This window comes from Aequorivita sp. CIP111184, assembly GCF_900489465.1.
In the GTDB taxonomy this organism is placed as follows: Bacteria; Bacteroidota; Bacteroidia; order Flavobacteriales; family Flavobacteriaceae; genus Aequorivita.
In genome coordinates this window covers 29688-53495 of sequence record NZ_UEFQ01000019.1, presented here as the reverse complement: position 1 = coordinate 53495, position 23808 = coordinate 29688, and the positions used below count along the sequence as shown (strand labels likewise).

At 36.8% G+C, this 23808-nt stretch carries 21 protein-coding genes; 2 read left to right on the top strand and 19 right to left on the bottom strand.

Annotated elements, in window-relative coordinates; genetic code table 11:
* Positions 1 to 136: 136 nt before the first annotated feature.
* Complete coding sequence (locus tag AEQU1_RS08095; RefSeq protein ID WP_111880268.1) at positions 137 to 1114, bottom strand: polyprenyl synthetase family protein; 978 nt, start codon at positions 1112 to 1114, stop codon at positions 137 to 139.
* Between the two features lie 321 nt (positions 1115 to 1435).
* Here AEQU1_RS08095 and AEQU1_RS08090 point away from each other — a divergent pair, with 321 nt between their 5' ends.
* Positions 1436 to 2242, top strand: coding sequence for a T9SS-dependent choice-of-anchor J family protein (locus AEQU1_RS08090; protein WP_111880267.1), 807 nt, complete (start codon positions 1436 to 1438; stop codon positions 2240 to 2242).
* A 48-nt stretch (positions 2243 to 2290) separates the two neighbouring features.
* Here AEQU1_RS08090 and rlmN read toward each other — a convergent pair whose 3' ends face one another.
* The 11 genes from rlmN to AEQU1_RS08035 form a co-directional block, all read right to left on the bottom strand.
* Entirely contained in the window at positions 2291 to 3331 is a 1041-nt protein-coding gene (gene rlmN, locus AEQU1_RS08085) for a 23S rRNA (adenine(2503)-C(2))-methyltransferase RlmN (protein WP_111880266.1), read from the bottom strand.
* Positions 3332 to 3410: 79 nt separating this feature from the next.
* A complete protein-coding gene (locus tag AEQU1_RS08080) occupies positions 3411 to 5066 on the bottom strand; it encodes a T9SS type A sorting domain-containing protein (RefSeq protein ID WP_111880264.1) in 1656 nt (551 codons plus the stop codon).
* Between the two features lie 128 nt (positions 5067 to 5194).
* Entirely contained in the window at positions 5195 to 6244 is a 1050-nt protein-coding gene (gene queA / locus AEQU1_RS08075) for a tRNA preQ1(34) S-adenosylmethionine ribosyltransferase-isomerase QueA (protein ID WP_111880417.1), read from the bottom strand.
* A gap of 141 nt (positions 6245 to 6385) precedes the next feature.
* Entirely contained in the window at positions 6386 to 7630 is a 1245-nt protein-coding gene (locus AEQU1_RS08070; RefSeq protein WP_111880262.1) for a 3-phosphoshikimate 1-carboxyvinyltransferase, read from the bottom strand.
* Positions 7627 to 7869 (bottom strand): hypothetical protein, encoded by a 243-nt coding sequence (locus tag AEQU1_RS08065; RefSeq protein ID WP_111880261.1) that lies wholly within the window; start codon positions 7867 to 7869, stop codon positions 7627 to 7629. The genes AEQU1_RS08070 and AEQU1_RS08065 overlap by 4 nt, the downstream gene beginning before the upstream one ends.
* On the bottom strand, positions 7870 to 8196 hold the full coding sequence (locus tag AEQU1_RS08060) for a nucleotide pyrophosphohydrolase (RefSeq protein WP_111880259.1): 327 nt from the start codon (positions 8194 to 8196) through the stop codon (positions 7870 to 7872). It lies immediately after the preceding gene.
* On the bottom strand, positions 8196 to 10214 hold the full coding sequence (locus AEQU1_RS08055) for a DUF3857 domain-containing protein (protein ID WP_111880258.1): 2019 nt from the start codon (positions 10212 to 10214) through the stop codon (positions 8196 to 8198). Before AEQU1_RS08055 ends, AEQU1_RS08060 begins: the two co-directional genes overlap by 1 nt.
* Before the next feature lie 17 nt (positions 10215 to 10231).
* The gene (locus AEQU1_RS08050; protein ID WP_111880256.1) at positions 10232 to 12130 is read right to left on the bottom strand and encodes a DUF3857 domain-containing protein; all 1899 of its coding nucleotides are present in this window, start codon (positions 12128 to 12130) and stop codon (positions 10232 to 10234) included.
* A 63-nt stretch (positions 12131 to 12193) separates the two neighbouring features.
* On the bottom strand, positions 12194 to 12646 hold the full coding sequence (gene dtd, locus AEQU1_RS08045) for a D-aminoacyl-tRNA deacylase (RefSeq protein WP_111880254.1): 453 nt from the start codon (positions 12644 to 12646) through the stop codon (positions 12194 to 12196).
* 30 nt (positions 12647 to 12676) lie between these two features.
* Entirely contained in the window at positions 12677 to 13624 is a 948-nt protein-coding gene (gene rsgA / locus AEQU1_RS08040; RefSeq protein WP_111880252.1) for a ribosome small subunit-dependent GTPase A, read from the bottom strand.
* 21 nt (positions 13625 to 13645) lie between these two features.
* Positions 13646 to 14728, bottom strand: coding sequence for a bifunctional 3-deoxy-7-phosphoheptulonate synthase/chorismate mutase type II (locus AEQU1_RS08035; RefSeq protein ID WP_111880250.1), 1083 nt, complete (start codon positions 14726 to 14728; stop codon positions 13646 to 13648).
* Positions 14729 to 14976: 248 nt separating this feature from the next.
* Between AEQU1_RS08035 and gldA the strand changes: the two genes are divergently transcribed.
* A complete protein-coding gene (gene gldA, locus AEQU1_RS08030; protein WP_111880249.1) occupies positions 14977 to 15876 on the top strand; it encodes a gliding motility-associated ABC transporter ATP-binding subunit GldA in 900 nt (299 codons plus the stop codon).
* Here gldA and AEQU1_RS08025 read toward each other — a convergent pair.
* From AEQU1_RS08025 to AEQU1_RS07995, 7 genes are read right to left on the bottom strand one after another with little or no spacing between them, the layout of a single operon-like run.
* Positions 15863 to 16612, bottom strand: coding sequence for a head GIN domain-containing protein (locus AEQU1_RS08025; RefSeq protein ID WP_111880247.1), 750 nt, complete (start codon positions 16610 to 16612; stop codon positions 15863 to 15865). The genes gldA and AEQU1_RS08025 overlap by 14 nt on opposite strands.
* Before the next feature lie 24 nt (positions 16613 to 16636).
* On the bottom strand, positions 16637 to 17746 hold the full coding sequence (locus AEQU1_RS08020; RefSeq protein ID WP_111880245.1) for an acyloxyacyl hydrolase: 1110 nt from the start codon (positions 17744 to 17746) through the stop codon (positions 16637 to 16639).
* A gap of 27 nt (positions 17747 to 17773) precedes the next feature.
* Positions 17774 to 18526 carry a head GIN domain-containing protein gene (locus tag AEQU1_RS08015; RefSeq protein ID WP_111880244.1) on the bottom strand — a complete coding sequence of 251 codons (753 nt, stop codon included), beginning with the start codon at positions 18524 to 18526 and terminating at the stop codon, positions 17774 to 17776.
* A 3-nt stretch (positions 18527 to 18529) separates the two neighbouring features.
* Positions 18530 to 19621 carry an acyloxyacyl hydrolase gene (locus tag AEQU1_RS08010; protein WP_111880242.1) on the bottom strand — a complete coding sequence of 364 codons (1092 nt, stop codon included), beginning with the start codon at positions 19619 to 19621 and terminating at the stop codon, positions 18530 to 18532.
* 20 nt (positions 19622 to 19641) lie between these two features.
* Complete coding sequence (gene metF / locus AEQU1_RS08005) at positions 19642 to 20598, bottom strand: methylenetetrahydrofolate reductase [NAD(P)H] (RefSeq protein ID WP_111880240.1); 957 nt, start codon at positions 20596 to 20598, stop codon at positions 19642 to 19644.
* Between the two features lie 58 nt (positions 20599 to 20656).
* A complete protein-coding gene (gene metH, locus AEQU1_RS08000) occupies positions 20657 to 23416 on the bottom strand; it encodes a methionine synthase (RefSeq protein ID WP_111880239.1) in 2760 nt (919 codons plus the stop codon).
* Positions 23416 to 23769: a four helix bundle protein gene (locus AEQU1_RS07995; RefSeq protein WP_111880237.1), complete on the bottom strand. Its 354-nt coding sequence runs from the start codon at positions 23767 to 23769 to the stop codon at positions 23416 to 23418. Before AEQU1_RS07995 ends, metH begins: the two co-directional genes overlap by 1 nt.
* Positions 23770 to 23808: the final 39 nt, after the last annotated feature.

The window sequence follows — 23808 nt, the reverse complement described above, 5'->3', positions numbered from 1 at the left end:
GCTTTGCTGTTTGTGCTTCTATTTTAATAGACGCAGGTTTTTGAAGAATGGTTGCCTGAGGAGAAAAAAATTCTTGTTTCAAGTTTCAAATTGAATAAACAAACTCACGAATTCAAGGATTCATAATTTCATTTATTTACTTTTTCCGGTCAATAACATAATTCACCATCAACTCTAGAGATTTCTTATAGGGCGAAGCGGGATAAGTTTCCAATAGGCGAAGAGCTTCTTTTTGGAATTCCTTCATTTTTGTAACGGCATAATCCAGGCCGCCGTTATCTTTTACAAAAGTGATGACTTCCTTTACGCGCTGTTTGTCTTTATTATGGTTTTTAACCGAATTGATGATCCATTTTTTTTCTTCGGAAGTAGAATTATTTAGTGCATATATTAAAGGTAGTGTCATTTTCTGCTCCTTAATATCTATACCCGTCGGTTTGCCAATGTGTTCGTTTCCGTAATCGAAAAGGTCATCTTTAATTTGAAAAGCAGTTCCTATAAGTTCCCCGAATTTGCGCATTCTTTCAACTTCTTCATCGGGAGCCATTACAGAGCGGGCGCCCATTGCACAGCAAGCAGCAATAAGTGTTGCTGTTTTTTGACGTATTATTTCAAAATAAACATCTTCAGTAATATCCAGGCTTCGGGCTTTTTCAATTTGAAGTAACTCACCTTCGCTCATTTCACGAACGGCTACGGAAATTATTTTAAGTAAATCAAAATCATCGTTATCTATAGAAAGCAACAATCCTTTAGATAATAAATAATCACCAACAAGCACGGCAATTTTATTTTTCCAAAGTGCATTTATGGAAAAGAAACCACGGCGGCGGTTGCTGTCATCTACAACGTCATCGTGAACCAATGTTGCTGTGTGTATAAGTTCGATGACCGAGGCGCCGCGATAAGTTCGCTCATTCACTTTGCCATCGCCTGTCATTTTCGCAATAAGGAAAACGAACATGGGGCGCATCTGTTTTCCCTTTCGATTAACTACATAATGTGTAATTCTGTTTAAAAGCGAAACTTTTGAAGACATGGAAGAAGAGAACTTTTTTTCAAAAAGCTCCATTTCCTTTTCAATAGGAAGTTTGATGTGAGAAACTATCTTCATAAGGTTCAAAGATAGTTAAAATTGGATGATGGTTTTAATGCGTGAACTAAGTAGAATTGATTGTTTTCTGAAGACTGAACTTCACATTTAACATTTTTTAATAATTACGCTTTAAAGCAGTATAATAAAATAACTAAGCAATGATAGGCAAAAAATAGAATGCTTTAAAAAGGCTGTTAATATCAATTAGATAATTTAATATTTCAATAATATTTTGATGATTTTCAAAAAGGCGTTAAAATCATTAAAAATCCTATATTTCTAAAGGAGTCGTCTTATTTTTGAAAAAATCAATTTTTAATCTCTTAATTAATAATTACAATGAAAAAAATTACATTATTTTTCACATTATTTGCTGGCTTTGCTATGAATGCACAGACTGTTTTCTTCTCAGACGATTTTAACGATGAAGACGTTTCAGATTGGACACGTTATGACGAAGATGGTGATGGAAACTTTTTTGCTGATCTTTTTGTGGTTGAAGACGGAAGCGGAAACCCTGTAACTCCAGTTTCGATTATCTCAAGATCTTGGCAAGGTGCTCCTCTATTTCCAGACAACTGGATTGTATCTCCTGCAATTGATTTGACAACTGCAACTGGTCTTGTTCAATTAACTTGGAAAGTTCAAGCTGCCGCAGCTTCTTGGGATTTAGAAAAATACAGCGTTTATGTAGGTACAAGCAGCGACATAGCTGATTTAGAATCTGCTACTGTTACTTTTACTGAAGTTTATGATGATCCAGCAGACTTGGGAACACAATACGATCGTACTTTAGATCTTTCTAGCTTAGCTGGTGAGACTGTTTACCTTGCTTTCAGACATCACGATGTTACTGATCAAGATTTTCTTTCTATTGATGATGTAACTGTTGCTGGTGTATTGGCAGTTGGAACTAATGAGTTTAAAGGCTTCAACTATTTTGTAGCAAACAACCAATTGAGCCTTTCAGCAAATACTTCAATGGAGAATGTTGTACTTTACAATATGTTGGGACAACAAGTTGTTTCTCAAAAACTAAACAACAGCAACGAAACTATTGAGCTTTCTGGATTGCAATCTGGAGTTTACATTGCTACTGTTTCTATTGATGGTGCAAGCAAGTCTTTTAAAATTGTAAAAAACTAATTTACTTTTTATATTGAATTGAAAAGAGCGGCCAAAAGCCGCTCTTTTTTATTGTTTATTAGCCAACTGCCCGCAAGCAGCGTCAATGTCTTTTCCACGGCTTCGGCGAACCGTCACGGGTATTCGACTGTGCTCTAAGGCTTGTATATAATCATCGATTACTGTTGAAGAAGCTTGTTGAAAATGGCCATCGTCAATTGGGTTGTATTCAATAATATTTACTTTACACGGCACATATTTGCAGAAAGTAACCAATGCTTCCATATCTACCCATTTGTCATTGATGTCTTTCCAAACGATGTATTCGTAAGTTATTTTACGCTTCGTTTTACTGTACCAATATTCCAAAGACTCACGCAAATCTGGCAAGGTAAAGTTTTTTGCAAAGGGCATAATTTGCTCACGGGTTTCTTGAATTGCCGAATGAAGAGATACGGCAAGATGGAATTTCACTTCGTCATCAGCCAATTTTTTTATCATTTTTGGCACTCCAGATGTGGAAACCGTAATTCGTTTTGGTGACATTCCCAAACCTTCATCAGATGTGATCTTTTCAATAGATTCCAGAACGTTTTTATAATTCATCAGCGGTTCACCCATTCCCATAAAAACGATATTTGAGAGCGGCTTGTCGTGATAAAGGCGACTTTCTTTATCTATTGCAACTACTTGGTCGTAAATTTCATCAGGGTTTAGATTTCGCATTCTTTTCAACTTTGCAGTGGCGCAGAATGTACAATCTAAACTACAGCCCACTTGTGACGAAACACAAGCAGTAGTCCTTTTTTTTGTTGGAATCAAGACAGATTCAACAATTAAATCGTCGTGAAGTTTTACTGCATTTTTTATTGTACCATCAGCGCTTTTTTGAAGATGATCAACTTTTATATGATTGATGACGAAATTTTCGTTCAAATGCGCACGTGTTTCCTTTGATAGATTTGTCATTTCATCGAAACTGTGACTGCCTTTACTCCAAAGCCATTCGTAAACTTGCGTTCCACGAAAGGCCTTATCGCCAATGCGTTCGAAAAAACTTCGAAGTTCTTCTTTTGAAAGTGCCCGTATGTCTTTTTTTTCTGAAATCATTTTGCAAAACTACTTTAATTTAAAGTAAAAAGCCCCTTCCTTTTCAGAATAGAGGCTTACCAGTAAATAGAATTATGGTTTACTTTTTTATTATTACTTTTTTTGTGATACTATCTTTACTGTCTTCATCTAATAAATAAAGAAAATAAACGCCCTCTGCAAGATTATCAACAGCAATGGTGTTCATAGTATTAGCCAATGATCCAGCGTGGATACGTTGCCCAATTACATTAATCATCTGAAAGGACAAATGCGGATATCTGTTGTTCATAATTGTGATGGTAGTACTTGCAGGATTTGGATAAATTTTAAGCTCACCAAGAAGTTCAAAATCTGGAGTATTCAAAAGATTTTGAAGTGTTTCTACAGTAGTGTGTCCCGAATTGGCTGGATCCAACCAATCCATTAAACGAGATTCGGGGGTTGTCCCGGTACTCCAAGAAACCCCGAACCTACCATAAATATCATAATCGTGGTTGTTTTCTAAACCGTTACAGGCAGATTGCCCTGCATACAGCTGTCCAATAATTCTTCCATTTTCATCAAATAAAGGAGAACCCGAAGATCCACTTTCAGTTGTACCTATTTCCCAGCCATTACCATTACCGTGTGATCCACCGCCAATTAGCCAAACCTGAGTGCCATTGGCATCTATTTTTTGGGTTCCAGAATCATCACGACATATTTTCATAATATCTCCGTTAGGATGATGGATTCCCACTTCATACAAAGGGTTGTTGTCTGAATTATCCCAACCAGCAAAAGCAACATCCCAAGACTCTGGGATGGGATCAAAAAGTTCTACCAACGCAAAGTCACTTTTGCTATTGTTTGCTCTTAATTCTGCACCGCTAATGGTAAAATTGGTCTGCAGATCTCCACTCTCATCGCCTGTTCCACAAACCGGGACAGGGCTTACCCAGTTAAACCGGATAGTCCAAAGACTGGGGTTACTGTTTTCCAAGCAATGGTTTGCGGTTAGCAGATACGGAGTTTTGTCATTTGTAGTATTGTTCACTAAGGCAGCAGAGCATAAATATCCATTGCCTAAATTCAACAATGCAACTGTCTTTTTAACTAAATCCTTTTTTGAATCAAAATCATTTCCGATGGGGCAATTTACGTCATAATTGCATTCTCCGGAATCATTTATACCGCGGTTTTCTCCAAGCAGTGCATTTACCCTTCCCATTCTATAACCGTGAATAACACTATTAATTTGAAGTTTAGGGGAATCCTGCGTTCCTGGAGGCTGATAATATTCTACCCAAATGATATCCCCTTCAACAAACCAAGTACCTATACTTCCATCCATTCTATTATGGGAATTAGTATAAGTATTTGTAATATCAGTATGATCTTGATTGTAAAGCTGAAGACGTGAACCTTTTGGCAAATAGTAATCGTTAAAATTCACACTAAGATTCAATGCTCCCGATGATTTTATAACTGTTTGCCATATTTTTCCTCCATCGGGCAAAACAGTCCAAAGTCCACCATGTTGCATATTTATAGCCACAGATCTTTCAATTCCATAGCGCCAAGGCATGCTTTTATCTAAATCGTTAATACTGTCTTGCTCTATTATCAATTCAAAATCTAAAGCTGGAAGACGAACAATATTGGGCTGTTCAAGTAAATTAAGACTCCAGCTTTCGGGCAGGTAGTCTTCGCCACCTTGTGGAAAGGCAGAAAAAAAAGCAAGAAAAAAAATGAAAAGTATAGTTTTTTTCATTCAAACAGCCAATTAATTTTTAAATGACAGACTAAGGTAAATTATTATTTTGACATTTGAAAACCAAACGCTTATAAAATAAAAAATCCTGATTAGCATCAGGATTTTTAAAATATATGTACTATTTATTAGATAATCAACATTGCGTCTCCGTATGTGTAAAATCTGTATTTTTCTTTTATTGCTTCAGCATATGCTTCCTTTATAAAATCATGACCTGCAAAGGCGGAAACCATCATCAACAAAGTAGATTTTGGAGTGTGAAAATTGGTAACCATTGCGTTTGCGATACTGAAATCATAAGGAGGGAAAATAAATTTATTTGTCCACCCCGTATATGCATTAAGTGTATGGTTTGAAGATACTGAACTCTCTAATGCACGCATCGCGGTTGTTCCCACCGCGCAAACACGTTTTTTTCGTTTTATACCTGTGTTTATAACATCTACAGAGTCTTGAAGAATACTCATTTCTTCAGAATCCATTTTGTGTTTAGAAAGATCTTCAACCTCAACAGAGCTGAAAGTTCCCAAACCTACGTGAAGTGTAACTTCAGCAATGTTTACCCCTTTAATTTCAAGGCGTTTCAATAGATGTTTTGAAAAATGCAAGCCTGCGGTTGGGGCAGCTACAGCTCCTTCAATCTTTGCGAAAATGGTTTGATAACGGTCTGCATCTTCTGGCTCAACTTCTCTTTTTATATATTTTGGAAGAGGCGTTTCACCCAACTCAGTCAATTTATTTCTAAATTCTTCATAAGAACCATCAAAAAGAAAACGAAGTGTTCTTCCACGTGAAGTAGTGTTGTCTATAACTTCAGCCACAAGAGTTTCATCATCGCCGAAATACAGTTTGTTCCCTATTCTTATTTTTCGTGCTGGATCAACCAAAACGTCCCAAAGACGAGTTTCAGAATTTAATTCTCTCAAAAGGAAAACTTCGATACGCGCACCTGTTTTTTCTTTATTCCCAAATAAACGTGCGGGAAAAACCTTGGTATTATTGGTCACCAACACATCATCCTCCTCAAAGTAATCAATAAGATCCTTGAACATTTTGTGCTCTATAGTTTTGGTTTTTCTGTTAAGGACCATCAGGCGTGATTCGTCGCGGTTTGGTGCTGGATATTCGGCTAATAATTCCTCTGGAAGGTTAAAGCTGAAATTTGAAAGTTTCATTCCCATAATTCGTTGCGTCTTTAGATTTTAAAAGGGTGCAAATATACAACCTCAAAATAGGCGTTGTCAAGTAAATGACTGTTTATTATTTAGAAATGTGTATTGCTGGGTGTTAGAAGCTAGAAGAAAAAAACCCAGTAGCTATTTTAATGAATCTGCAAACTCACACTTAATGCCTGCTTTTTGCAAATCTTCCCAAAAACGAGGGTACGATTTTGAAACTACTTCGGCATCATTTATAGTGAGATTAGCTTTTACCGCGAGAGGCGCAAAAGCCATGGCCATACGGTGGTCTTGATAGGTTTCAACTGTTTTACTTTCAAAAATATGAATTGTTTTTTCAAGATTTAATGAATTTTCGTCCACCTGAATCATAGCTCCAAGTTTTTCCAATTCATTTTTTAAAGCTAAAAGCCTGTCCGTTTCTTTAATTTTTAAAGTATGAAGACCCATTAACTTACAGCCAATGCCCAATCCGAAACAGCTTACGGCAATAGTTTGTGCTAAATCTGGAGTGTCTGTTAAATCGAGTAAAAGTGAATCTGGGAGTTCTGTATTTTTTTTTGAAAGTGAAATGGTGTTATCAGAAATATTAAAAATAGTTTCAACTCCCAAAGAATCATAAATCTGTACTAAAGCAGAATCCCCTTGCAGACTTTCTTTTGAAAAGCTTCCGAGAGTTATCTCAAAATTTTCTGAAAGAGCAACCAAACTATAAAAATAGGATGCCGAGCTCCAATCTGACTCAACAATCAAGACATTTTCTTCAACATTATTTGCGGCAGGAATTGAGATTATATTTTTATTGAAATTTCCTTCTACTCCAATTCTTTTTAGCAATGAAAGCGTCATTTCAATATAGGGTACTGAAGTAGATTTGCCTTCCAAGGAAATTTTAAGACCATTTGGGAGCTTGGGCGCTACAAGCATCAATGCTGAAATATACTGGCTGCTGATGTTGGCTTTGATTTTTACTTCATTTTTTTCTAAGGATTTTCCTTTTATTTTTAATGGCGGAAAACCATCTCTTTTAATATATTCAATATCGGCACCTAATTTTCTTAGTGCGTCTACCAAAATTCCGATGGGTCTTTCCTGCATACGCTGACTTCCGGTGAGCGTTATTTCTGCTCCTTCTTTTGCTGAAAAGTAAGCAGTGAGAAAGCGCATAGCCGTTCCTGCATGGTGAATGTCTACTGTTCCTTTTGTTATTTTTAGTCCCTTTTGAAGTACGGAGGTATCATCACTTTCCGAAAGATTTTCAATAGAGATATGCGGAAAGTGCGATTGCAGAATTAACAAACGGTTCGATTCGCTTTTGGAACCTCCAATGTTAATTTTTACTTTTTTTAAGGGAAAATCTCCACGTTCGAGAATGACTTTCATCGTCCAGAATCGTTTTCTTTCAACTTAGCTCTAAACTTTCCAAAGGTTACAAAAAACCCATAAACAAAGCCTGCAAGCACTATTGTAAGTATAAGCATCACTGGATTTCTTTCAGTAAAATATGCCATTTCAAAACCTTCTATTGCCCATTTTATAAATGTAAAAAGCACAGAGAAAGCAACGGCCAAAGAAAAGACAGATTTCCAAAAACCTTTTGTGTTTATTACTCTTTTGAACATTTATTTTAGTTTTTTATTTTCGTGATGCCTATCGTGATCACGTTTAGTTTTAATCTCCAACTTTTTTTTGAAAGCTTCCTCCAGATCAATGCCGGTTTGATTGGCGAGGCAAAGTACTACAAAAATAACATCTGCAAGCTCTTCGCCCAAATCTTTGTTTTTATCACTTTCCTTTTCGCTCTGCTCGCCATAACGTCGGGCAATGATTCGTGCCACCTCGCCCACTTCTTCCGTGAGCTGGGCCATATTGGTCAACTCGTTGAAATAGCGAACGCCATGTTCCTGTATCCAGTTATCAACTGCTTTTTGTGCGTTTTTTATATCCATTATGCTTTTGAAAGTACAACTTTTTCGTTTTCCTTCGCTATTAAAAGTTCAAAGAATTTTTTCAAATTTCCATATTCTTCAGCTGCGATGAAGGATTTGTTTATGGAAAACTCCACGGATAGTTGCAGTTTGTTGCCTAGCTGGGAAATTAAATAACGATAGCTTCCTATATTTTCGCCTAAACTGAAAACCGCATTTTCGGGCATAGACTCAACTTTATATCCTTCGGGCAAAGCTATATTTATAATGTATCGATCTTTCATGGGGTAGTTAAAATCAACTGGATATTGACGGGTTTCAGGCTTGAAAGGGCTTTCTTTGGTTGCCATAAAAACCATTGGAGAAAAATATAATTTCCCTGCAACATCTTCCACTGCATCCAAGGATTCGAAATCATATTCCAGAGAAACTGGTTTTCCAGCAGTTTCTAAATTTTCAAAATGAAGCGCTGAAATTTCCACTTGGCTACTGTTCTTTTCAATTGCTTTGCGCTGTGCATCTTCGTTTAAGCTTTTAAAGTCTGTTCTGTAGTGAAAGGCATAGTTACCAGTATATCTGTTTTGCGCTTTACCAATAACTGAAAAATCTGGTTTGATTTCAACATTCACCATCGCGCTCTTTACTGCGGGACTTTGAGGGCTTAATGACACCCAACCAGAAGTTCCATCTTTCATAATAATTCGGCCTTGCCAATTCATTATATTTGATTTCAAAATGCCCATTTCGGCATCCTTGCTTGTGGCGTCTAGCAATATAGTACCTTGTGGCAATTCTACAGCGGCAATAACATAATTAAAACCATTTCGAGTTGGGAACAACGGAATTCCATGCGAGGTAGTACTCACCAAAACAGGGTTTGCAGGCAAGTTTGCATAGCGTAACATAGCTATTAGCATGAGGTTGATATCTGCAACATTTCCTGAGCCTTTTTTATAGGCGGTTTTAACGCCTTCATTGGTGTAATATCCATTAAAGCCATTCCAACTCATTTTGTTTATAACATATGAAAATATAAGCGCTGTCTTTTCTTCGGGATTGCTTACACCATTCAGTAGGTTTTTTAAATCATCTTCAAAATAATTGTTTCGCTCCAACTCTGCTCCAAACAAATCAACTTTATAAATACCTTTAGAAACATCTTCCCAAGTTGTTGAGTATGTTCTTAAAGGGCTTCCCGGAAAATCCATATAGCTCATTTCAAACTGAAGAGCAGTAGCGTAATTATTTATATTCCCAGCATATGGTTCTTCCTTAATTGCTGGAACTTTTTCCAATTCTACGGTATATACGTTTTCTTTAAATTTCACTTCACGAGTTGTTGTTTCTGGAAGTCCAGCGCCAGAAAAAGCTTTTATATCTTGGCTCGTTTGCCGATAGCTCATCGTTCTATCTCTAGTTTCCGAAGCAACTTTATAAGGAATCCACCCTCTTTGATGTGTCTTGTAAGCAAAATATTCCGGTGAATTGAAAACCACCTTTACCTTATCTACTGGAATTGTTTCTTGAAATTTAAACTCATCAATATTAAATATAAAAGGAGAATTGATTGTGTACTTGTATTCAATAATGCAGCCCTCCCGAACATCTGGCATAGTAATTTTTGTTTGTGAAAGATATTTAGTGGTTTCCTGTTCAAAAATACCGTCACTTTTAAGCTTCACTTCTTCCACTTTTCCATCGGCTCCTAAATAATATGTGTAGCCTTTTAGGCCTATAAGCTTATCCTCTCCTTCACCTGTGAAAAGATCTATAGTGGCATTTGCCCAATCAAAACCTTCTTTAGAATAAATTTTTACCCGCTCAAAGTAGTCAGTAACCATATACCATCCGGCATCCTGAGTATATTGAAACTCAGTCTTGATTTCCCTATAAAGCACGGCAGCATCTGCTGATGGTTCTGTGGGATGCTGTTTTTGGGCTAATTCTTCTTTGGAAACTTTTCCGAATTTATAATTTTGTGCAACTAATACATTCAGAAAACATAATATTACAAGACAAGTGAGTAATGTTGACTTCATAGAGTTTGAGGTATTTATTAGATATTTTGTTTTAAAAGTATTTTTGTTTTGTCCAAACGGGCGATTGATCGTAAAAAATCTCTGTAATTCTCGTATTCAGAAGGAGGATATTCGCCTTTATTGATTAATATTTTTCGACTGTAGATTAACTTATTGTCAGATACTTTACTGAAACTCATTTCATATTTACCAAATTTGGTTTCCAAAACGGTTTCTTCCGGAAGCCCATCAATACTAAAATTTTCAGGAATTTCAATTTCTACTGTATCAACATCCATAAATCCAGTACCTATAAAAAGATTTTGCTTGCGGTTTTCAATACGCGGCGGAATGTATTGGTTTTGGTTAAAAATATTAGCACAGAAAAGATAATCATTACCTACCGGATTTGCATAATTGGGAATAGTGAGCGATAAGTTTTCAGTGAAAGCAATCTCCTCCCTATCATTATTTAAATTCACATCGTTTATTGAAAAACCGTTAATATAACTCCATCGGCTTTTGTATTTTTCATCCAAATCTTCTTTTTTTTCCTTCGGAAGCAAATATTTGTCATCATACTGAAGCCCTTTTGAAACACCTTTAAAATTAGCAATTACATTTCCCTCTTTATCAACTTTTACTTTTGATACATTTTCTTGGGAATTATCTTCAGTTTCATAAACTTTTGTGTGGGCTATTTTCCCGCCTTCCGGCGTAATTATCAACACATCCCTATCGTCTGTAAAATCTCCAATAAAGCCATAAGGTGTATCTTGACTTGTACACTCCAACCAAGTTATTTCTTCACCATCGGGAATGGCTAAAATCATATGGTTTCCTTGTAGCGACGAAAAGTCTGCAACAATATTTCTTTTACTTCTATCGCCATACAGAATAGTGTAATAAGATGGAACGCCAACAGCTTCAAGCATAGCTTTGGTGTAATTTGTCAGCGCTTTGCAATCGCCATAACTCAGTTTATCAACATCAGATGCAAGCATAGGTTTCCACCCGCCAATGCCTATCTGTATACTTACGTAACGCACTTTATCTTGAAGAAATTGATAAATTTTTCGAGCCTTTCCTTCATTGGTGGTTTCATTGGCAACCAAACTTTTTACCCGTGCTAAAGTGCCTTCGGGTAAATCACGGACATCTGATAGCAAACTTTTGTCCATCCAACTTCCAAATTGTTTCCAATCCTTACCCGAGCCAGAAGTACCTTTCAATCGGAAATTGTCTAGGGCAATGGTTACATTTGGAAAAATATCACTAGGTGAAGGACTGTGCTCTTCATAACGTATTGTAGTAAGATTTGAAGCCGAAAAAGTGATTTCTTCAGGAGTTTCTGAAATTTTTATATCCCAACCTTCCAGATTTTTAGGCTTATATTTTGGTTTGTTTAATGGATCAAACTTAATTTTTAAAACGCTTTTTTGGGTGCTTTCGGCATATCCGCTTAAAGGATACCACGGGCTTATGAATGCAGAGTCCCCTGTTTCTGTTTCACTATCGTAAACCACAATATAAGGATAGGTTGTGGGCGTATATCTTAAATACAAAGCTCGCGAATCCATGTACATATTATTGCCAGTGCGGCTCACGTCCATAAAATCTTTCTTTTTAAAGTGTTCAATTTCCTTTCCAGCAGCATTGAAGATTCGCACTTCAATATCCTTTACTCGCGAGTTTTCATTATAATATTCATAAAGGTTGGTATCTTCATCCCCAAGCTTATTAAAAACCGCGATAACTCGATGGGCTTTTTCTTTCATTTTGCCAATGTCGGTAACATCAATTTCTACCAATTCATCAATCAAAACGCTATTTGAAGATTCTGTTAACTCTTTAGGAATGGACTTTATAGAATAGTCCTTTTGGGAAAATATACTAGCTGAGCAAAATAGCATTGCCAAGCAAAAAATCTTTTTCATGGGTACATTTTATGGCTTGGCAATATATAAAATATATGAAAGGTTAAAAAAAAGTTAAAGAAATTATTCTCTTTTTTTTGAATCAATCCAAATTGTAACGGGACCGTCGTTCACCAAAGCAATATCCATCATAGCACCAAAGCTTCCTGTATATGTTTTTTTATTGGTCTCATTTTCAAGCTGAAGAATGAATTTTTCATAAAGGGGAATAGCAGTTTCTGGCTTTGCTGCATTTATAAATGAAGGTCGGTTGCCCTTTTTGGTATTTGCGTGAAGTGTAAATTGGCTAACAACCAAACAATCGCCTTTTACATCTTGAACAGAAAGGTTCATTGCATCATTTTGATCAGAAAAAATCCGCAAACGGGCAATTTTTCCGGCTAACCAATTTATGTCTTCTTGGTTATCTGCGGCTTCAATTCCCAAAAATATAAGCAAGCCCTGACTTATTTCAGAAAAAACTTTTCCTTCAATACTCACGGATGCTTTTTTTACTCTTTGAATTAAAACACGCACTATTCTTTGGATTATTGGCTCTTTGGATTGCTATTTTTCATAGATGTCTTTTCTGAAATGGTCTTCTTCGCCTTCCAGAATCTGCAGATAACTTTTGTAGCGGGACCAAGCTATTTCTTCTTTTTCCAAAGCTTCTTTTATTGCACATTGTGGTTCTTCCAAATGAAGGCAGTTGTTAAACTTACAATTTTCTTTTAGATCAAAAAACTCTGGAAAATAATCTCCCAATTCTTCTTTATCAATTTCAACCACTCCGAAGCCTTTGATGCCAGGGGTATCAATTATCTGTCCCCCAAAAGAAAGGTCGAACATTTCAGCAAAGGTTGTAGTGTGTTGCCCCTGTAAATGTTGTTCAGAAATTTTTGAGGTTTTTAAACCTAATCCTGGTTCCAAAGCATTGATTAAAGTAGATTTCCCAACACCGCTATGGCCTGAAAACATCGTTACTTTATCCTGCATTAAAGCTTTTACTTTGTCGATATTTTTTCCTGTAATTGCTGAAATTCCGATGCACTCATACCCAACTTTTCGGTAAAGCGCGGCAAGAAGTTTTATTTCCAACAATTGATCTTCGTCGTAAGTGTCAATTTTATTGAAAAGAAGCACAGCTTTAATGTGATATGCTTCCGCAGTAACCAAAAACCTGTCGATGAAAGTAGTAAATGTTGGTGGATTGTTTAGGGTAATCAATAGAAACGCAATGTCAATATTGGCCGCAATAATATGTGTTTGTTTGGAAAGATTAACAGATTTACGAATGATGTAATTATCACGCTCATCAATATGTGAAATTACGCCTACGGTTTCATCTCCTTTTTTTTCAATTTCAAAACCCACATGATCCCCCACCGCTACGGGATTAGTACTTTTGATCCCGCCAATACGGAATTTGCCTTTTATACGGCAATCGTAAAAATTGCCGTTTTCAGCTTTCACACTGTACCAGCTTCCGGTAGATTTATAGACAAGGCCTTTCATTCCACAAAGTTGCAAAACTTTTTAATCATTAATAACCTTTTTCTGATGGTTGATGGATTCTTGGTGAATTGCTTTATAAATTTTTAGCACAAACTCCTCGCTAAGTTTATTCTCTTCGCCTTCAAGAATCATTCTTCCCAAGACTTCGTTCCACCGTTTTACTTGAAGGATTGCAACATTATTCTTCTTTTTCAAAGCTCCAATATTATCCACAATTTTCATTCGCTTGCCCAACATATCCATTATTTGGTCATCAATTAAGTCAATTTGTGTTCGCATTGTGTTCAATTGGTTCTTGAATTCAACCTCATCACCTTCCACTTTTCGAATTTTAAGATCAATGGTCATTTTTTCCAATGTAGCTGGCGTAATTTGTTGTTTGGCATCACTCCAAGCATTATCGGGATCAAAATGGGTCTCTACCATTAAACCGTCATAATTTAAATCGAGCGCAGTTTGGCAAAGTTCAAAAATTATATCGCGTCTACCGGCAATGTGTGACGGATCCAAAATGAGCGGCAGATCTGGAAATGTATTTTGAAGATCAATAGGGATTTGCCATTCTGGATTGTTGCGGTAACGCGTTTTTTCATAGGTAGAAAACCCGCGGTGGATAACACCGAGTTTGGTTATTCCAGCTTCATAAAAACGTTCAACGGCGCCAAGCCACAAAGCCAAATCTGGATTAACTGGATTTTTAACCAAAACAATTTTATCGGTTCCTTTCACGGCATCTGCAATCTCTTGTACAATAAATGGCGAAACCGTTGTGCGGGCCCCAATCCATAAAATATCTACATCGTGTTTCAGGGCCAAATCAACGTGATTGGCGTTTGCCACTTCAGTAGTTGTAAGCAATCCTGTTTCTTCTTTTGCTTTTTGAAGCCACTTTAATCCCAAAGCACCCACGCCTTCAAAATTTCCGGGACGGGTTCGTGGTTTCCAAATTCCAGCACGTAAAACTGAAGTGTCTGTATTTTTTAGCTGATGTGCAATTTTCAGCACTTGCTCTTCAGTTTCGGCACTGCATGGCCCAGCTATAACAAGTGGATGATCCAATCCAAAAGCATCTAGCCAACCGCGTAATTCTTTCTTATTTTCCATAAATTCAATTTCATAAAAAAAGCCCCAAGAATGGGACTTTTCATAGTATATTTAAAATACAATTACCCCACTAGCGAATGCTTCTGAACATATGCCACCACGCCTTGGAAGGATTGTATATAAGATTTGTATTCATTGCGGCTAAATTAGCCAATAAATGTGATTTTTAAAACGTTTTATGAAAAATTTAAAATCGAAGAGTAGAATCACTTCGGAAGAAATTTATGTAGCTTTGTTTTTGTAATAATATGTCTATAAAAGTTGAAAATATCACCAAAACCTACGGCGAACAAAAAGCGCTGAACAAGGTTTCGTTCTCCATTGAAAAAGGTGAAATCGTCGGTTTTCTGGGTCCAAATGGCGCTGGAAAATCTACCATGATGAAAATTCTAACTACTTTTCTTCCTGCTTCGGAAGGAGTTGCTATCGTGAACGGTTTTGAAGTAAATAAAGATGGTATTGCCGTTAAAAAAAGTGTGGGCTATCTGCCCGAACACAACCCCCTTTACTTGGATATGTACGTTCGCGAATACCTTCTTTTTAATGCGGGGATTTATAATATTCCAAAATCTGAAGTGGAAAGCATCATTGAAAAGATAGGATTGACACCAGAAGCGAATAAGAAAATTGGTCAACTTTCAAAAGGATACCGCCAACGTGTTGGGCTTGCAAATGCGTTGCTGCACAACCCCGCAGTTTTGATTCTTGATGAGCCAACAACAGGCTTGGATCCAAATCAATTGATTGAAATTCGTCAACTCATAAAAAATGTTGGAAGGGAAAAAACAGTTTTGCTTTCCACGCATATTATGCAGGAAGTAGAAGCCATTTGCGACCGCGTTATAATTATAAATAAAGGTGAAATTGTTCTTGATAAAAAGCTTTCAGACTTGAAGAACAAAAAGCAACAAATTATTGAAGTGGAATTTGATTACCGTGTTGAAGAAGTGGCGCTTCAGCAGCTTCCAAAAATTGATAAGGTTGAAAATTCAATTGGTTTTGTTTATCAGCTTTATTTTGAAACCGAACAGGATATGCGCGGAAAGGTATTCGATTTTGCGCACGACAATGGTTTGAAAATACTTCAACTGCATCAAAAAAATACTACTTTAGAAAAGCTATTCAGCGAGCTTACTATTCAAAAATAAGTTTCCCGCGATACAATTCCTCCACCTCAACAATTGGCGGTCTTGTTTTTGAAATCACGTTGCCCAAACCCACTATTTTACCTCTAATGGCCTGCTGTGGATTTACAACCATTTCTCCCGTACTTCTGTGAAAAATAATCAGATTCTGAACGATTAAATTTTCAGAAAAAATTCTACAATCGCTTGCATACAGACCAAAACTGGCACTTGTGGCACTTCCGCTTAAATAAAATTTAGAAAGACCATTCGCCACAACATTCAAGTGCCCAACGTCCAGATTCATTTTAAAATCACCATCAGTGTGGTATGCGTCTTCGTTTAGTTGGTCTTCAGATAAAAGCGTTAAAGATGGATATTGTAGTACTCCAATACTTTCCACCGGCAAGCCTGTGCTACTGCGTATTTCAGTAATATTTGGTGAAGTGATGTACACTTTTGTCATTCCATAATTGCGGACCAAATTACAGGAATTGTTATTGTGAATTTCAAGCTTTCCATCGATAACTGAAACTTCAACATCATTCATTAAATTCTCACCAGTTTCTACAACTACTTTTTGTTCGTCGCCTTGCTTAACAAAAAGTTGTATACGCTCCCACACAAGTATTTTTGTAAATGGTTGCACGGTAAATTCCGTTTCTACAATAGCGCCTGCTTTTTGTGTACAATCCCAACCATTTTCCGAATCACATCCGGCAAAAAGTAGCATCAGTACAACGTAAATTATATTTTTCATATTTATTGTTTCTGAAAAAAAATTCTATAATCGATATCCAACGCCAAATTCTACAGCTTCAGCCTTGGCCCAGTGCGCATGCACTGTTACGGAAGCAAATATGTTATCATTAAAGAAATAACGTTTTAAGCCCAAACGGTTATAAACGCGATTTTCAAAATCATAGGGCCAGTAAACATAATAGCCCAATTGAGAAACAAAAGCTACTCGATTAAAACGCCATTCATGGCCTACAAAAACACCAACGCGTTTGTAATCTTCATCCCCAGAAAGTCCATCTTCAGGATATGCAATGGAGCGATAGGTGATCAATTCCTTTAAAAAGGTTGAAAAGAATACATCTACACCAGCGGTAAATGTGCTTTTGTAGTTAATGCGTTTATCTACAAAGAATGAAAGTTCATAAAATGGTTCTTGCCCAAGGCCAACTACATCACTTTCATTTAAACCAGTTCTAAAGGCAAGATTATATTTAAATCTTTCGGCATGTGTTTTACTGAGTGAATCTTCTTTATGAATGTATTCGGGAAAGTCTTTATAATCCAATTGATAACTTACCCCTGCATTTAACAGAAATGAGTTAGTACTATTATTTGGTGCTTTAAAATTAGCATTGCTGTAATGAATGATTGTGAAGCCCGCATGAAGCCCGAGACCTTTCCAAATGTTTTCTCGTACGTAGTTCCCTTTTAAAAAAGTTGTGCTTAAAAATTGTGTGCCGTAAGCGTTATTATTATAGTTTGATTGGGTATCAAATGAGTTTCCAGAATAGGCTATTCCTTGTCCCACCCGAACCATAAGATTTCTGTTTAAAAAATACCAATTGAAGTGTCCATAAGCCCCAACAACTTCGCCCAAATATTCATCGTGCAAATCTTGATAAGCAACCGTAAAACCCCAATCGGGATAATTATAACGGCGTTCCCATTCATTAAAACCGTATGTTTTTCTGTTGAATGAAAAAATAAAACCTGTGGGATGCCCCGATATTAAATGTTCAATATCTGGGTTGTGTTCCAAAACACTTCCGTAGAAAAAATCAGCCTCCAAAGAAACTGGCTTTAATTCTTTTTCCTGCGAAAAGAGCGGAAAACTTAAAATTAGAATTGTGAATACGGAAAGAAGGTGCTTCATATTTTTTTCAACGCGAGTAAAGATAAACTAATCTTCAAATAATAACCTACCTGTAAATAATTCTTTTACATCTACCAAAGCAGGGCGATTGTAGCTAACAATATCACCCGTTGCCACGATTTTTCCGAGAATACTTTGTTGCGGATTCACTATCATTTTATTCGCACTTCTTTGAAAAACAATAAGTTCATTTATTAAAAAATCTTTGCCTTCAAATCGGGGCATTTCATCATTAAAACTCAATGTGGCTTTATTAGCATTTCCGGTAATGTAAAAAACACTTTGCCCATTGGCAGCTACCCGGAATTCGTCGCAGATAATATTTAAATAAAAATCACCGCTCTTCCTAAAAGTTTCAGGTCCGGCAGTAGTATTACTTACCAATGTAAGTTGTGGAAAATTTAAAATTCCTTCCCCAATTACATCGTAAGCCGAACTATTTCTAATTTCAGAAATATTTGGGGTTGTTACAAAAACTTTTGTGATTCCGTAATCGCGAACCAAATTGCAATTGTTATGATCTTTCACTACAAGTGTATTTTCTTCAATACTTACGGAAATATCGCCCAAAAGGTTTTCACCGGTTTCAAGTTTTACCTGTTGTGTTTCACCTTGTTTTAAATAAAGTGTAACATCATCTTCGATCCTAATTTTTGAAAAATCTGAAATAAAGTATTCTTTGGAAACAGAATCTCCTGCGGCTTGAATACAATCCCAACTCTTTTCGGAATTGCACGAAAACAGTAAAAAAATCAAACCGATGGTAAATAATTTCTTCATAATTTATATTCTAATTCCCACTCCAAATTCCACACCTTCTACTTTGGCGCCATGTGATTTTAAAGTGATTGCGCTGAAAAATTTATCGGTTATATAATATTTCAAACCAACCCTAAAATAAGTTCTTCCTTCAAAATCATAGGGGTAATAAACATAGTAGCCTACTTGAGAAACCACTGCCAAATTACTGATGCGCAATTCATGGCCCGCAAAAATCCCCACGCGCTTAAAATCTTCATCGCCTTTAACGCCGAAACTTGGAAAAGCTACTGAAAGATATTCTATTTCTTTTTTTAGAAATGGTAAATAGAAAAAATCTGCGCCCAATTGCAGCGTACTTTTATAACTCAACCGTTTATCTGCAAATGCTGAAACTACAAAAAACGGATGTTTCCCAAGATTTAAATAATCACTTTCATTCAAGCCGCCGCGAAGCACGAAATTGTATTTAATTGCCTCAGAAATTTTCTTCGGAAGCGAATCGGAAATATATTCTGAAGGCTTTTCTGAAACCGAATATTGCACCCCTACATTTAAAGTAAAAGCATTCGTACTCGAATTTGGCGCTTTAAAATTTCCATTGGAATAATGCACCAAAGCAATTCCTGCCTGTAGCCCGAAATTTTTAAAAATATTTTGCTTATTGTAATTCAGCATCAAATACGTTGAACTCAACAAACGGCTTCCGTAAGCATTGTTTTTGAAATTGGTTTCCAAATCAAACGGATTTGTATTATAAGCGATGCCCTGCCCTATTCGGAAGAAAAGATTTCGCTTTAAAAAGTAAAAATTGAAATGTCCATAAAGGCCATAATTCTCACCCAAAACATCATAATGTGCGTTTTGATGCACAAATGAAAAGCCCCAATCGGGGTAGTTAAATTCCTGATGCCAGCGTTTGGTTCCGTAAGTTTTTCGGTTAAAACCAACAATGAAACCATCGGGATGATTGTTTACCAAATGCGAAATATCCTTATTATGCCGAAGAATGGTTCCGTAGAAATAATTTGCATCCACGAAAAAATCCTTGTTCTTTTCCTGTGAAAAAACAAAAGAAGCCGTGATAAGAAATAAAAAAAATACGATTCGGGACATTGTCGCAAAATAAAGCAATCTTAAAATACCTGCGAAGCGATTTCCTTAATATTGCTGCTTTTCCCCATAGAATAATAATGAAGAAAAGGCACGCCAGCTTTTACAAGTTCCTGACTTTGCTTAACGCACCAGTCAATCCCAATTTGCCGAACGGCTTTATTATCCTTCGCTTTCACAACTTCCATAACCAAAGCATCGGGTAAATCTACTTTAAATCTATGTGGAATTAGATTGAGATGCGACTTTACTGCAATAGGCTTCAATCCTGGAACAATTGGAACGGTAATGCCTTCTGCTCGACATTTTTCAACAAATTTGAAATATTTTTCATTGTCAAAAAACATCTGCGTTACAATATATTCTGCACCGTTTTTAATTTTCTTTTTAAGGAAATGAATATCGCTTTCGCTACTTGGCGCTTCCATATGTTTTTCGGGGTAACCCGCAACGCCCACACAGAAATCCGTCGGAAAAGTATGCTGAAGTTCATCATCCAAATAAGCGCCTTTATTTAAGAAATTTATTTGTGAAACGAGGTCGCAAGCGTATTTATGTCCGTTCTTTTCTGGTGAAAAATAGGTTTCACTTTTCACCGCATCGCCCCGAAGTGCCATCACATTATCAATCCCCAAAAACTGAAGATCGATTAAAAAATTCTCTGTTTCTTCTTTTGTAAATCCGCCACAAAGAATATGTGGCACCGCGTCAACCTCATATCTATTTTGAATCGCGGCACAAATACCAACAGTTCCCGGACGTTTGCGAACCACTTTCTTTTCTATTAAACCGTCTTTCAAATCTTTAAAAACATATTCCTCGCGATGGTATGTTACGTTGATATAGGGCGGCTTAAACTCCAGCAATGGATCAATATTTTCAAAAATGGAATGTATGTTTTCACCTTTCAATGGCGGTAAAATTTCAAAAGAAAATTGTGTTTTTCCGTTACCGTTTTTTATGTGTTCTGTTACTTTCATAGTAATGCCCGTATTTCGTCTCCGCTCAATATAAACTTTGGCGGGTATCTTTTTGTTATTAATCCGCTAAATTGGTTTTCAACCACTTCGTGGCTTCTTCTAAATTCATATTCTTTCGAATTCCGAAATCTTCAATTTGATCTTCCTTTATTTTCCCAATTCCGAAATAACGCGCTTCGGGATTCGCAAAATAATATCCCGAAACCGAAGCCGCCGGCCACATTGCCAAGCTTTCGGTAAGCTCCACGCCTATATTTTTTTTCACTTTCAAAACCTCCCAAATAGTAAGTTTTTCCAAATGATCCGGACAGGCGGGATAGCCTGGCGCGGGGCGAATTCCTTTATATTTTTCTGAAATCAGATCTTCGTTGCTAAGGTTTTCTTCGGAAGCGTAGCCCCAATATTCTGTCCGTACTTTTTTGTGAAGATATTCCGCAAATGCTTCTGCCAAGCGGTCTGCCAAAGCTTTTACCATTATTGAATTGTAATCGTCGTGCTCTTTTTCATATTTAGCAGCCAATTCTGCCGTTCCAAAACCAGTACTCACGCAGAAACAGCCAATATAATCTTGAAGTCCACTTTCTTTCGGAGCAATAAAATCTGACAAAGCGATGTTTGGTTTTCCTTTTGCTTTTTGGGATTGTTGGCGTAAAGTCCGGAAAATGGAATTTGGGATTTGGTCCCGAAGCTTCGGGATGGAATTTGGATCTTCGACAGGCTCAGACTGACAAATTTCCAAACCAATATCATCATCATTTACCGTATTCGCTTCAAAAATTCCAAAGACAGCTCTTGCTTCCAACAGTTTTTCTGAAATTATTTTTTGAAGCATTTTTTTTGCGTCCTCAAATAATTCAGAAGCTTGTTCGCCAACAATTTCATCTTTCAAAATATCGGGATATCTTCCGTGAAGTTCCCAACTTCTGAAAAATGGCGTCCAATCTATATATTGTTCCAAAAGATTTAAATCGAAATCCTTTATAACCTGAACGCCAAGTTGTTTCGGTTTAATTATTTCTGAAGTATTCCAATCAATTTGAAATTTATTTTTTCGCGCTTCGGAAATCGGCAAATAAGTTTTTACTTTTTGACGTTTCAGGAAATCTTTTCTGAAGACATCGTAATCTTTTTTCAAATTCTCTTTATACAGAACCGAAGTTTCCCTTTTCAGTAAATCCCCAACAACTGTTACCGCTCGTGAAGCATCATTTATATGAACCACCGCGCATTCGTATTGCGGATCTATTTTTACAGCTGTGTGTGCTTTGCTTGTAGTTGCACCACCAATTAATAAAGGAACCTTGAAATTTTGTCGTTGCATTTCCTTTGCCAGAAAGACCATTTCGTCCAAAGAAGGTGTAATCAAGCCGCTTAAACCTATGGCATCCACGTTTTCTTCCTTTGCGGTTGCTATAATTTTTTCGGGCGGGACCATTACGCCTAAGTCTATTATTTCATAATTATTGCAAGCTAAAACAACGCCAACAATGTTTTTTCCAATATCGTGAACATCGCCTTTTACGGTTGCCATCAATATTTTTCCCGCGTTTTTTGAATCACCTATTTGTGGATTTTTAAGTTTTTCTTCTTCAATGTACGGAAGTAAATACGCCACGGCTTTTTTCATAACCCGCGCCGATTTAACGACTTGGGGTAAGAACATTTTTCCACTTCCGAAAAGATCGCCAACCACATTCATTCCGGTCATTAAATTGCCTTCTATTACCTCAATGGGTTTATTGGCATTTTGTCGAGCTTCTTCAATATCTTCTAAAATAAATTCATCGATTCCTTTTACCAAAGCTCTCGTAATACGGTTTTGCAAAGGTTCTTCCCGCCACGATAAATCAATTTTACTTTCTTTTGTTGTGCCTTTTACGGTTTCGGCAAAATCCAACAATCGCTCTGTAGCATCATCGCGACGATCGAACATTACATCTTCCACTCGGTCCAAAAGATCCTTTGGAATATCGTCATAAACCTCGATCATAGCGGGATTTACAATCCCAATGTTCATTCCAGCCTGAATCGCGTGATACAAAAACACAGAATGCATCGCTTCGCGAACGGGATCGTTGCCGCGAAAACTGAAGGAAACATTGCTCACGCCCCCACTTACACTTACGTACGGCAGATTTTCACGAACCCAGCGGGTAGCTTCTATAAAATCGATTGCGTTTTTTCGATGCTCATCCATTCCCGTTGCCACGGGAAAAATGTTTAAATCGAAAATGATATCCTCTGGGGCGAATTTCACCTGATTCACTAAAATATCATAAGATCTACTGGCGATTTCAATTCTTCGATCGTAATTGTCGGCTTGCCCTGTTTCATCAAAAGCCATTACAATTACCGCGGCCCCGTAACGTTTTATCAATTTTGCGTGGTGGATAAATTCTGCTTCGCCTTCCTTTAAACTGATGGAATTCACAACGCATTTCCCTTGAACAACCTGCAATCCAGCTTCAATGATTTCCCATTTACTACTGTCAATCATAATTGGAACGCGGGAAATATCTGGTTCGGCAATCACGAGATTTAAAAATTTCACCATCGCTTCTTTGCCGTCAATCAAGCCATCGTCCATATTGATGTCGATAATTTGCGCACCGTTTTCCACCTGTTCGCGAGCCACGGAAAGTGCTTCTTCAAAATTTCGATTTTTTATAAGTCGAAGGAACTTCTTTGAACCCGCCACATTAGTGCGCTCGCCCACATTTATGAAATTACTTTCGGAGGTGATGATAAGTGGCTCTAAACCTGATAATTTCAGGTATTTTGGTTGTTGGTTGATAGTTGTTGGTTGTTGGGCTTTCATTATAATTTCTTGTAATAATTAATAAATCCGTTCAACAGCTTTTTACAACTTCCTATCTGGGAAACGATTTCATTCAATTGATTTTCACTTATAAAATTTTGATCCAAAGCAAGGAATAATTGTGTTTCCAATTCATATAATGAACCACGAGAAATATATAAAAATTGAATTGTGTCTTTTGATGTTCTTCTACCGCAACCTTCCGCAATATTTGATGGAATGGAAATTGCGCATCTTCTTATTTGATTTGTCAATCCATACAATTCTTCCTTCGGAAAACTTTTGGTCAGTACGTAAATAGAATTGACTAGTCTCCGAGAAAATTTCCACACATCTAAATCTCTATATTCCATAAAAATTTGGTTTTTGGTTATAAGTGGATAGTTGATGGA

Bases quoted from the DNA above. Each gene is read 5' to 3' on its own strand.
- AEQU1_RS08095 (WP_111880268.1), bottom strand. From the start codon at position 1,114: ATGAAGATAGTTTCTCACATCAAACTTCCTATTGAAAAGGAAATGGAG.
- AEQU1_RS08090 (WP_111880267.1), top strand. From the start codon at position 1,436: ATGAAAAAAATTACATTATTTTTCACATTATTTGCTGGCTTTGCTATG.
- rlmN (WP_111880266.1), bottom strand. From the start codon at position 3,331: ATGATTTCAGAAAAAAAAGACATACGGGCACTTTCAAAAGAAGAACTT.
- AEQU1_RS08080 (WP_111880264.1), bottom strand. From the start codon at position 5,066: ATGAAAAAAACTATACTTTTCATTTTTTTTCTTGCTTTTTTTTCTGCC.
- queA (WP_111880417.1), bottom strand. From the start codon at position 6,244: ATGAAACTTTCAAATTTCAGCTTTAACCTTCCAGAGGAATTATTAGCC.
- AEQU1_RS08070 (WP_111880262.1), bottom strand. From the start codon at position 7,630: ATGAAAGTCATTCTCGAACGTGGAGATTTTCCCTTAAAAAAAGTAAAA.
- AEQU1_RS08065 (WP_111880261.1), bottom strand. From the start codon at position 7,869: ATGTTCAAAAGAGTAATAAACACAAAAGGTTTTTGGAAATCTGTCTTT.
- AEQU1_RS08060 (WP_111880259.1), bottom strand. From the start codon at position 8,196: ATGGATATAAAAAACGCACAAAAAGCAGTTGATAACTGGATACAGGAA.
- AEQU1_RS08055 (WP_111880258.1), bottom strand. From the start codon at position 10,214: ATGAAGTCAACATTACTCACTTGTCTTGTAATATTATGTTTTCTGAAT.
- AEQU1_RS08050 (WP_111880256.1), bottom strand. From the start codon at position 12,130: ATGAAAAAGATTTTTTGCTTGGCAATGCTATTTTGCTCAGCTAGTATA.
- rsgA (WP_111880252.1), bottom strand. From the start codon at position 13,624: ATGAAAGGCCTTGTCTATAAATCTACCGGAAGCTGGTACAGTGTGAAA.
- AEQU1_RS08035 (WP_111880250.1), bottom strand. From the start codon at position 14,728: ATGGAAAATAAGAAAGAATTACGCGGTTGGCTAGATGCTTTTGGATTG.
- gldA (WP_111880249.1), top strand. From the start codon at position 14,977: ATGTCTATAAAAGTTGAAAATATCACCAAAACCTACGGCGAACAAAAA.
- AEQU1_RS08025 (WP_111880247.1), bottom strand. From the start codon at position 16,612: ATGAAAAATATAATTTACGTTGTACTGATGCTACTTTTTGCCGGATGT.
- AEQU1_RS08020 (WP_111880245.1), bottom strand. From the start codon at position 17,746: ATGAAGCACCTTCTTTCCGTATTCACAATTCTAATTTTAAGTTTTCCG.
- AEQU1_RS08015 (WP_111880244.1), bottom strand. From the start codon at position 18,526: ATGAAGAAATTATTTACCATCGGTTTGATTTTTTTACTGTTTTCGTGC.
- AEQU1_RS08010 (WP_111880242.1), bottom strand. From the start codon at position 19,621: ATGTCCCGAATCGTATTTTTTTTATTTCTTATCACGGCTTCTTTTGTT.
- metF (WP_111880240.1), bottom strand. From the start codon at position 20,598: ATGAAAGTAACAGAACACATAAAAAACGGTAACGGAAAAACACAATTT.
- metH (WP_111880239.1), bottom strand. From the start codon at position 23,416: ATGAAAGCCCAACAACCAACAACTATCAACCAACAACCAAAATACCTG.
- AEQU1_RS07995 (WP_111880237.1), bottom strand. From the start codon at position 23,769: ATGGAATATAGAGATTTAGATGTGTGGAAATTTTCTCGGAGACTAGTC.